Source organism: Edaphosphingomonas laterariae, assembly GCF_900188165.1.
In the GTDB taxonomy this organism is placed as follows: domain Bacteria; phylum Pseudomonadota; class Alphaproteobacteria; order Sphingomonadales; family Sphingomonadaceae; genus Sphingomonas_E; species Sphingomonas_E laterariae.
Genome location: NZ_FZOS01000027.1, coordinates 37,351 through 45,952, shown reverse-complemented (window position 1 = coordinate 45,952; position 8,602 = coordinate 37,351). Strand labels below are relative to the sequence as shown.

Below are 8,602 nucleotides of genomic sequence, written 5' to 3'. Positions count from 1 at the left end.
TGCGGCCGCGCTCGTTGGCGCGGGGTGGAGCAGCCCGGTAGCTCGTCAGGCTCATAACCTGAAGGTCACAGGTTCAAATCCTGTCCCCGCAACCATCTTTACTTGCTCGGGCAACAAGTGAAGATTAGATCCAGCCCCCGCAACCATCTTTACTTGCGAAGACCCCGCCCCCGAGGCGGGGTTTTTCGTTTGCGTAGAAATCGTAAGGATTCCAGCAAGATCGCCTTGAACGTCGATCTCCACCTTGCCCTCAACAGGCGTCAGCACGATCTGATCTACCAACGAGCGAATGGTGTCCGCTGCCTCTACCCGCTTGCCCTCTTCTTCATCCTGAAGCGACTCGTAGAGCTGCTGGATGCGCTTGCGGTATTGCAGCGCCATGCTCGGGTGCAGCAGGGGCGGCGGCTCGTCAGCTTCGGCCAGGAACAGTTCCAGTTCCTTCTTCCGCTTTTCCAAGCTCACCATCTTCGCATTGAGAGCGTCTGCAGCGCCGCCTTTAAGGATCAGGTTGAGAAGGGTTTCGAGTTCCCGATCAATCTTCGCGATCTCGGCTTCCGCTGAGGCAATACCGACGCGGCCTTCCATTCGTAGGCGGTTCATCTCTTGCGTGAACACCTCGCAGAAATGGGCAAACAGCTCGGGGTCAACGAGTCTGGTGCGCAGCGCATTCAGCACGCGCGATTCCAACTCGTCGCGACGGATATTGACGCGGTTGTCGCAGGTGCCCTTGTTTCGAGCTGTAGAGCATCCGATCAGCGTTGCCGAGATCGCGGAGTACCCGCCACCACAGCATGAACATTTGGTGAGGCCCGAGAAGAGGTATTTGGGGCGCCGCCGATGATTGACGGTGCGGACATCTGTGCTTCCGTTGTCGTCGCGGGTGAGCTTGTTCTTCTCCTGCCGTGCCTTCACGGCATTCCAGAGATCGTCGTCGAGTATCCGGAGCTCTGGCGTCTCCTGGATGACCCATTCCGATTCCGGGTTGGGGCGCGCCTGCCGCTTTCCGGTGTTCGGGTCCTTTACGAAGCGCTGCCGGTTCCAGACGATCTTGCCGACATACATCTCATTATTGAGGATGCCGTTGCCACGCTTCGGGTTACCGTTGATCGTGCTGAAACCCCAGTCGCCGCCCGAAGGGGACGGAATGCCGTCCTTGTTCAGTGCAAAGGCGATGGTCTTGGCCGACTTGCCGGCGGCGTAGTCGTGGAAGATGCGGCGAACGACGGCGGCCTGGTTTTCGTTGATGGTGCGGTCGCCGCGAATGGGTTCGCCATTGGCGTCCAGCTTCTTGACCACATCGTAACCATAGGAATTGCCGCCACCCGATTTGCCAGCCTCGACACGGCCGCGCTGGCCGCGGCGGGTCTTGTCGGCAAGATCCTTGAGAAAGAGGGCATTCATTGTGCCCTTGAGGCCGACATGCAGATGGCTGACCTCGCCCTCCGACAGGGTGAACATCTTCACATCCGCATAGGACATGCGTTTGAAGATTCCGGCGATGTCTTCCTGATCACGCGAGAGGCGATCCATTGCCTCTGAGAGGATCACGTCGAAACGACCGGCCATGGCGTCGGTCATCAGAGCCTGGATACCCGGACGGATCAGCGAAGCGCCAGAGATTGCGTGGTCGGTATATTCTTCGACGACGTGCCAGCCTTGCTTTTCGGCGTGGAGGCGGCACATGCGAAGTTGGTCGGCGATGGAAGCGTCGCGTTGATTGTCGGAAGAATAACGGGCGTAGATCGCGACTTTCAAAACATGGCTCCTATCCGCATCAGGAGGTGCGCTTCCTCCTTTGCCTGGATAACGTCACTTCCTCTGCAAAGCATTCCCGTGCCGCCTGCTTTGCCAGAATGCCGACCAGACGCAGAAGGCGAGGGTCGGGAATGCCGCGCGGCGTAAACGTCAACTCCGGCTCGTCCAGCAGCAAAGATTCGAGCAGCGCTTCGCGCTCGGCTCCTGTAATCTTTGCTGTGTTTTGTGGGGCTCGCAAGGTCATAACTGACAGCATTCGTCCCATGCTCGGCATAAGCAATGGAATTTACAGGCGAACATTCGGCGGCGATCAGTATGCCGACGCGTGTCATGGCGTGCGGGGGCGTAGTCTGGCGAGCCGTGGCATAGTGAAATGACCTGTCGGAATCGATCGCTGTCGCCGTCATCTTTCGCCTCGATACTACCCCATCGGAAGCTGTTGCTTGTGGATGCGACTTTATCGTATTGTATTTAGAGATACAAGATGCCATCTTCCGACCAAGGAGAATCGCCATGGCCAACACTGCCGAACGCAAGGAATATCCGATCTCAATGCGTCTGCCCGAGGCCGATGTTGCCATGATCGATCGTGCTGCCAGCCTGCGCGGCCGCTCGCGCACCGATTTCGTGCGCGACGCCGCTGTGCGCGCGGCCGAGGAGGTCGTCATGGAGCAGGGCCTGATCCGGATGAGCCCGGAAGGCTTTGCCCAGTTCATGGATGTGCTGTCGCGTCCGGTTGCTCCTGTTCCGGAGATGGTTGAAGTGCTTAAGCGGCCTGCGCCGTGGGAGCCCGGCTACGCAGCGAAACAGTAATCCCTTGCTGCTTTCAGGACCCGAGCTGCTTTCCGCCGCCCACGATGTTTCCCAGTTTTCCTGTGGCAAGCCGACGCTCGACCACTGGCTGAAGACCCGCGCGCTCTCCAATCAGCAGAAGGGCTTTACCGCCGTTCTCGTCGTGCATGAGGCAGGGCGTGTGGTGGGATATTACGGCCTTGCACCAACAGCCGTTGTGCCATCGGTGCTACCGCGCTCCATCCGGACGGGACAGCCGCCTAATCCAATTCCCTGCATGCTGCTTGGTCAGCTCGCGACCGATATCGGCTCGGCCGGGTTGGGTATCGGGACTGGCCTTGTGAAGCACGCCCTCCAACGGTGCGTTCAGGCCGCATCGCTGATCGGTGGGCGGGCATTGATGGTCAACGCCGTCGACGGGGAGGCTGCCGAATTCTGGCAGCGCCGAGGATTTGAGCCTACCAGAGATGATGAACTGGTCCTGTTTCGCTCGATCAGCGATATTGCTGCGTCGCTCCGTGAGGCTGGAAGGTGAATAGCCCCATGTTTGGTGGACGTCTTCCTTGCTAAATTGAGGCAAGGACCTGCGCCGGACATTCAAGACGGTGACCGGCAAGGCGAGGATCTCGAAGGAAATCCGCGACCGCCTCCAGAACCACGCGTTGCAGGATGCCAGCTGCGAGAAGCATGACTGCTAGGCACTACATGGTGGAAAAGCGCGCCGACATGACGAAAAGGGAAAAGTTCGTCTCCGCCACGCTTGCCAAGAAGTGCCGGAAGGGCATGCAATAGCCCGGCGTTCGACGGCACTCAGATCCTGTCTGAAAACCGATCATAAGCATCGATCCGCCGAACCGGGGGATCGACCTCATACCGATAGATTTCCGTTCTCAAGAACCGTAGTTCGGCCTCGCACTGAGCCTCGGGAACGTCAATATACCAGGCGCGCGGCTGCGGGCCGGGATCGCCGTTCCAGCGGTACCCCCGCGCTTTAAGGACATCCTTGAGGTCAAAGGGCGCGTTCTCCGCCCAGATTCGCCAAGAAACGGTACGAGCGCCGTCCAGGAGACGGCTGAGACCTGTAGCGCCAGATCGGGGCAGCCACATCGCCAACAACTCGACCGTAGCAAGACAGTCGTGCATCGCGCGGTGGCGGTCGTAGAAGAAGCCGGCGGCCTGAGCGAGATAGGCGAGTTTCGTGCCCTCGAACCCCTCTGCTGCCCAATCGATCTGGCTGAGCGAGCATGCCCACGGCTTCGTCGAGAACACGTCGTTGAATCGTTCGAGGAAGCGGCGGTCGAACGCCGCATTGTGCGCGATGACGAGCGAAGCCGGCGCTGCGAATGAGGCTACCGCTGCGGGATCAACAATCTGGCCGGCCACCATCTCGTTGGTGATGCCCGTGATCCCGGTGATTTCCGGGGCGATAGGCTTGCTCGGCTGACGCAGCCCTTGGAAGCTGTCGCCCACGCTGAAAATGGTGCCATCCAAGCCGTAGTTGAATGGTGTCATGGCGAGTTCGATGATCTCGTCGCGCTGAGGGTCGAGCCCCGTGGTCTCCACATCGACCACCAGGCCGAGGCGCAGCGGCGTGCCTGGCGGAGGAACGATGCGAGGGCGCGGTTTGAGACGCCGGATGACCCGGTAGTCTCCCGTGGCCTCCAGCGCCTGCGCCAGGGTCTCCAGATGGTCAGAAGATGTCATCGTCTGAAGCTTCGTTTACTGCCATCGGCTCCCCTCCAGCGGTATCGGCCGGAGCGAGTCGAATGTCGGCGGCTCGACCTTCTTCGTGGAACCACAAATCGACCACGGCGGTATCGTCGCTGCGCGGCCGCGGTGATGCCTCCCGCACCCTGAATGTCGTCGGGAGATTGACCGATGTTCCGAACACCAGCGCGTGCTGCCGAGGCAATGACGGCAAACGCTTCAAGACCGAATCCGAGATGAACGGCGTCATCTGCCGAATCTGAGAAAGATCGTCGGGGTTCTGGATGCGGTGAACCAGGAAATTGGAGCACTGGCTGAGAACCGTCTTGGACAGTTCACTCGGGCGTTGCGATGCCAAGAGCACGAACATGCCGTACTTGCGCCCTTCCTTGGCGATGCGCTCGAATATCTTGGTTGCGTCGATGGAAAACCGGGAGGGCGTTGAGGCAACGTACCTGTGAGCCTCTTCGAGGAGCAGATGTATCGGGAAACGGTTTCTTGGTTCCGCATGGCGAAGGAACCGAAAAAGCATGCGTGCGATGACCGCACTGACCAACTCAACGATTTCATCTTCGACGGAGTTCAGATCAATGATAATGACTTGATTGCGTTTGGTGAACGCTTCGCCAACAACCCTTCCCAGACCGACGATGTTGGTCAAGAATTCCAGATCGCTTACAGCCGCACCAACGTCAGCTCCTTCGTGACGTAAAAAGGCATATTCGGTCCTCTCCTGGAGAGATCTGAGCCGCGTGACCATGGAAGAGCAGTAATCTCGGATTTGGCGGTTGCCGTGAGCCTCCTCATAAAGGATCGCGAAATCCAGACATTCGTGCAGCTCATCGAAAGAGAACGGCGTCCGATCGTAGGCTGGTAAGGGAGCATCTTCCCGGAGCTTCTTCCTTACTTCATCCAGAAATGCCGATTGGTTGTTGCCAGAAAAATTTCCGTATTGAAAATTCGGATTGAAGCGGTTCAACAACGCCATATTCAGATCGTTCGTCGGATACTTCTGAAGAAGAGAAACGACGCGCTGAAACTTCGACACTGGGGAGTCGCCATCCGCACCTCGAAAGCACTCGATGATGCAAGTGGCGACAAAGTGCTCGCGCAGAGCCAGAGCGTCTGGCGTGTTGGCATGAAAGAGACTTGTCAGACCTAACGCCGTCCGAAGGACCGGCAGTTGCGTTCGCTCGCTCGCCTGCAAAAGCAGTTCCCACTCTGCCATTTCCAGGAACCAATGCGGCATCCGAAAGCCAGCGGTCGTCCCATCAAGGATTACGCGATGGACGCCGATGCCGCCGTCTTTTGCCAAAGGAGAAAGCGCCTCGTGATACTCGCCATTCACGTCGAAGACGATAAACGTCGCTCCGCGAGCGTGATGTTCGTCCGGTTTGCTGAAAAGGGACTGCAAGACCGAGGCGACCGTGCAGGATTTACCGCTGCCGGTATTGCCCAGGACCGCGACATGACCGCCGAAGAACTCGTTCAGACGAACTTTGACGTCGTAGTCCTCGAACACCACCGACTTGCCGATCGGTAGAACCCGATAGCGCGTGGCCCCTTCGGGTTGGCAGGCGCCGCCATCCGGGCCGACTGACGGCTCGACGGCGGCCTCGGTCTCAAAGATGCGATCGAGCTCGCCATCCAGCGCATACAGTGCGTCCGCATACAGAGACGGGAAAACCGACACACCGAAGCGGAACGCGCCGCCGCGCATCGGCAACATGCCGACGGGCACCACGTCCAGATATTTCGAGGAGCCGGCCCGGTCGAAATCGCCCCGCTCGGAAGGCGTGCTCGCGTCGCGCTCACGCAGGCCGACAACCTCGACCACGACATATTCCGACTGCGACGGAATCATCAGGAATGATCCCAGTCGCGCCACATAATGCACGTCGTCGAAGCCGACGACCGTGAAGTTGTCGGTGCCGACATGCATCTCGACAACAAAGCGGTCGGCCGCAACCGAGACCACCTTGCCGATCGCCCGCTTGCGATCGTCGTGGCTCATGCCTCGCCATCCTTTGTCTCGTCGCCCCTTTTCGGCGCCAGCTCCGACAACACCTTGCGGACGGCGTCATCAATCCTGTCGCTGGGGCGCTGGGGCATGAAATGCTCGACGATCATGTCGAAGTAGTGCGCCCTCGTCCCGTCGGAAGGGCCATTGCCTCCAATGATCCAAATGCGCGGATCGCGCAGCGCCCGCAGCTTGGCGATCTCTCCCTCCGTGTCAGGCGCCGCAAAGATCACCAAGCGGAAGGTCGGGATCGTCAGAGCCTGATAGATGATGTTGTTCAGGTGCTCGTCGCCGAAGGCGTAGCCGGCCGTGATGAGAACGCTCTGCTCGCGCACGATCCGGGACTGAAATTCCCGGAACAGGTCTGCGTAGGGCGAGCCGAGCGAAGAGTTCTGCTTCGCCGGCGTCGGATAGATCAGCATCTGGTTCGTGGATTCCGGTGGCCAGACTTCCTTGATCGGGAAGAGACCATGATCGTCCTCGGTCCAAGTGACCGAACCATGCAATTTGCAGAGATAGACGAAGGCGTCCACGGCGGTCCACTTGCGGCTGGCGACGTCGAGCTGCTCGGCCAGAGCATAGCGGAAGATCGCCGGGTTGAAGCGGCGTTCCACGACGCCGGAAAAACCGTTGGCATAGGGAATGCCCAGGCGATCCATCGCCAATTCGCTGAAATGATCGTAGTTGGTCGTGAACACCCAGGGCCGGGGCAAGGACCGATCGCGTAGGACCAGTTTCTTGTAGAAACGCTCGTAGAGGTCGCGCACGGTCGTGTCGCCCTCCGTGGCGAAGGCCCCTTGGGTGACACGGGTCCATAGGAAGTCCTGGACCTTCTTGATGATGCCGTCGAGAACAGCGCGATAGGGGTGAAGATCGGGATTCTCGCTCTGGCGCAGCACGAACCGTTGCGCGAACAGCACCTCCATCAAGCGTTCCAGGTTACGGCTGTAATCCTTCGCCAGGTCGACTCCGAGCGCGTCGAGATAGTCGAGTTCGTCTTTGGTCAGCCGCCACGGTGCCGGTACAGCGCCGGCTGTTGGCGGATCGCTGTAGAATCCCGCCGCGCGTGCCTCGATGGTTTCGCCGCAAAACTCCTTGGCCAGCGGCGCCATGGTCGCAATGCCGAGTTCCTTTTTGTCCTTCATCAGGGAAGAACATCCGGCGCCGAGCAGAAATGCGATGTTCTTGGCGTTCACGGCCTCGGAAATCGCCTTGCGGGCGCTCTCGATCCCCTTGTTCCAGTCCAGTTCAGATGGCTCGGCATCGCCGTCCCGCAGAAACTGGAATTTTCGCTCTTCTTCGACTTCGCTCATATACCCCCGGTCCTCCCAGTTTCTTACTTGGCTGCTCTGTTCGCGCGCGCGGCTATATCAGCGCACTGCGCCATGAGCGCTTCGAACGGCTCCTCGTCGTCGAAGAGCAGTCCATCCTCAACCATGCGGGCATAGTCATCCTCCAACGCCTTCGCGCCATCGCCGACCGGCACGAGTTGCAAGCCGCCGCTGACAGCCGCTGCATAGTCGATCGGCGTGTGGTCGGCGGCCTTCTCTGCGAAGAACATCGACTTGTGCCGAGCGACAGCGTTGGCCAGGTCGCGATCGGCAAAAGCGGCTTCCGCGAAGCCGGCTTCGTCCAGTCGGACAACATCGTGCCAATGTCGCGCGAAGCGGTCGCCGCGCAGCCGCTCCTGGAGGCAGAAGACGTGGATGGCGGTCGCCTTCTCCCAGAACGTCCGCTCCGCGTGCATGACGCGCGGCCGCGCCGTCGGGAAGAGCAGCCCCTCGATCAGGCCGGCCGCGTCGCAGACGACGTCGCGCAAGCTCGCGGGTTCGCCCGTCGAGCGCGCGCCGAACTCCAGCATGACGCTTGGAGCCACATAGCCGGACCCGGCTGCGGTCGCCTCATAGTCGATGAAGAGCTTCTCATCCTCGACGCGGACGGCCGCCGCCAGACCTTCGACGGCCAGTGCGGTCTCGATCACAGGCTGCACGGTTTCCGCGACCCATGCCGGTAACCGCCGACGGACCTCGCTGGACCAGCGCTTTTCCTCGCTTCGTGTCTTCGGCAGACCCTCGCCATTGTCCCCAACCAGATCGGGCGCAATCGCCCGAATGTCGTAGGTCAGATCCACGTCCTCCGAAAACCGGCGAATGACCTGATAGGCTTTCGACAACGACGTGCCACCCTTGAACACCAGATGCTCGCCGAGCGGTGCCGCGTAGAGCGTCGCCAGCGCCCACACCACCCACACATCCTTTTCGAGAAGATGGGTGGGACGACCCGAACGGTCGGCGACGACGCTCAACGCGTCACGCCGATCCTCGGCCG

General features: G+C 60.1%; 8 protein-coding genes, 1 tRNA gene and 1 pseudogene. 4 read left to right on the top strand and 6 right to left on the bottom strand.

The window, feature by feature from the left end; genetic code table 11:
- The first annotated feature begins 18 nt into the window (after nt 1-18).
- Both CHB74_RS17420 and CHB74_RS22530 read left to right on the top strand, forming a co-directional pair.
- Nucleotides 19-95 (top strand) — tRNA-Met (locus CHB74_RS17420).
- Nucleotides 96-225: 130 nt separating this feature from the next.
- Complete coding sequence (locus CHB74_RS22530; protein WP_245842995.1) at nt 226-561, top strand: hypothetical protein; 336 nt, start codon at nt 226-228, stop codon at nt 559-561.
- A 108-nt stretch (nt 562-669) separates the two neighbouring features.
- Here CHB74_RS22530 and CHB74_RS22525 read toward each other — a convergent pair.
- Nucleotides 670-1,755, bottom strand: a pseudogene (locus CHB74_RS22525) (recombinase family protein); the annotation flags it as partial.
- A 19-nt stretch (nt 1,756-1,774) separates the two neighbouring features.
- Entirely contained in the window at nt 1,775-1,999 is a 225-nt protein-coding gene (locus tag CHB74_RS17410; RefSeq protein ID WP_066478981.1) for a hypothetical protein, read from the bottom strand.
- A gap of 269 nt (nt 2,000-2,268) precedes the next feature.
- Here CHB74_RS17410 and CHB74_RS17405 point away from each other — a divergent pair, with 269 nt between their 5' ends.
- Nucleotides 2,269-2,568 (top strand): type II toxin-antitoxin system TacA family antitoxin, encoded by a 300-nt coding sequence (locus CHB74_RS17405; RefSeq protein WP_066478980.1) that lies wholly within the window; start codon nt 2,269-2,271, stop codon nt 2,566-2,568.
- Nucleotides 2,569-2,572: 4 nt separating this feature from the next.
- The gene (locus tag CHB74_RS17400; protein ID WP_015740123.1) at nt 2,573-3,082 is read left to right on the top strand and encodes a GNAT family N-acetyltransferase; all 510 of its coding nucleotides are present in this window, start codon (nt 2,573-2,575) and stop codon (nt 3,080-3,082) included.
- A 275-nt stretch (nt 3,083-3,357) separates the two neighbouring features.
- Here CHB74_RS17400 and CHB74_RS17395 read toward each other — a convergent pair whose 3' ends face one another.
- The 4 genes from CHB74_RS17395 to CHB74_RS17380 are packed head-to-tail and all read right to left on the bottom strand — an operon-like array spanning nt 3,358 to nt 8,579.
- The gene (locus CHB74_RS17395) at nt 3,358-4,251 is read right to left on the bottom strand and encodes a 3'-5' exonuclease (RefSeq protein ID WP_089220815.1); all 894 of its coding nucleotides are present in this window, start codon (nt 4,249-4,251) and stop codon (nt 3,358-3,360) included.
- Nucleotides 4,238-6,268, bottom strand: coding sequence for an ATP-binding protein (locus tag CHB74_RS17390; RefSeq protein ID WP_066704003.1), 2,031 nt, complete (start codon nt 6,266-6,268; stop codon nt 4,238-4,240). The genes CHB74_RS17395 and CHB74_RS17390 overlap by 14 nt, the downstream gene beginning before the upstream one ends.
- Nucleotides 6,265-7,587: an SIR2 family protein gene (locus CHB74_RS17385; RefSeq protein ID WP_066704000.1), complete on the bottom strand. Its 1,323-nt coding sequence runs from the start codon at nt 7,585-7,587 to the stop codon at nt 6,265-6,267. The genes CHB74_RS17390 and CHB74_RS17385 overlap by 4 nt, the downstream gene beginning before the upstream one ends.
- A 23-nt stretch (nt 7,588-7,610) precedes the next feature.
- Nucleotides 7,611-8,579: a nucleotidyl transferase AbiEii/AbiGii toxin family protein gene (locus tag CHB74_RS17380; protein WP_245842994.1), complete on the bottom strand. Its 969-nt coding sequence runs from the start codon at nt 8,577-8,579 to the stop codon at nt 7,611-7,613.
- Nucleotides 8,580-8,602: the final 23 nt, after the last annotated feature.

Bases quoted from the DNA above. Each gene is read 5' to 3' on its own strand.
- CHB74_RS17410 (WP_066478981.1), bottom strand. From the start codon at position 1,999: ATGACCTTGCGAGCCCCACAAAACACAGCAAAGATTACAGGAGCCGAG.
- CHB74_RS17405 (WP_066478980.1), top strand. From the start codon at position 2,269: ATGGCCAACACTGCCGAACGCAAGGAATATCCGATCTCAATGCGTCTG.
- CHB74_RS17395 (WP_089220815.1), bottom strand. From the start codon at position 4,251: ATGACATCTTCTGACCATCTGGAGACCCTGGCGCAGGCGCTGGAGGCC.
- CHB74_RS17390 (WP_066704003.1), bottom strand. From the start codon at position 6,268: ATGAGCCACGACGATCGCAAGCGGGCGATCGGCAAGGTGGTCTCGGTT.
- CHB74_RS17385 (WP_066704000.1), bottom strand. From the start codon at position 7,587: ATGAGCGAAGTCGAAGAAGAGCGAAAATTCCAGTTTCTGCGGGACGGC.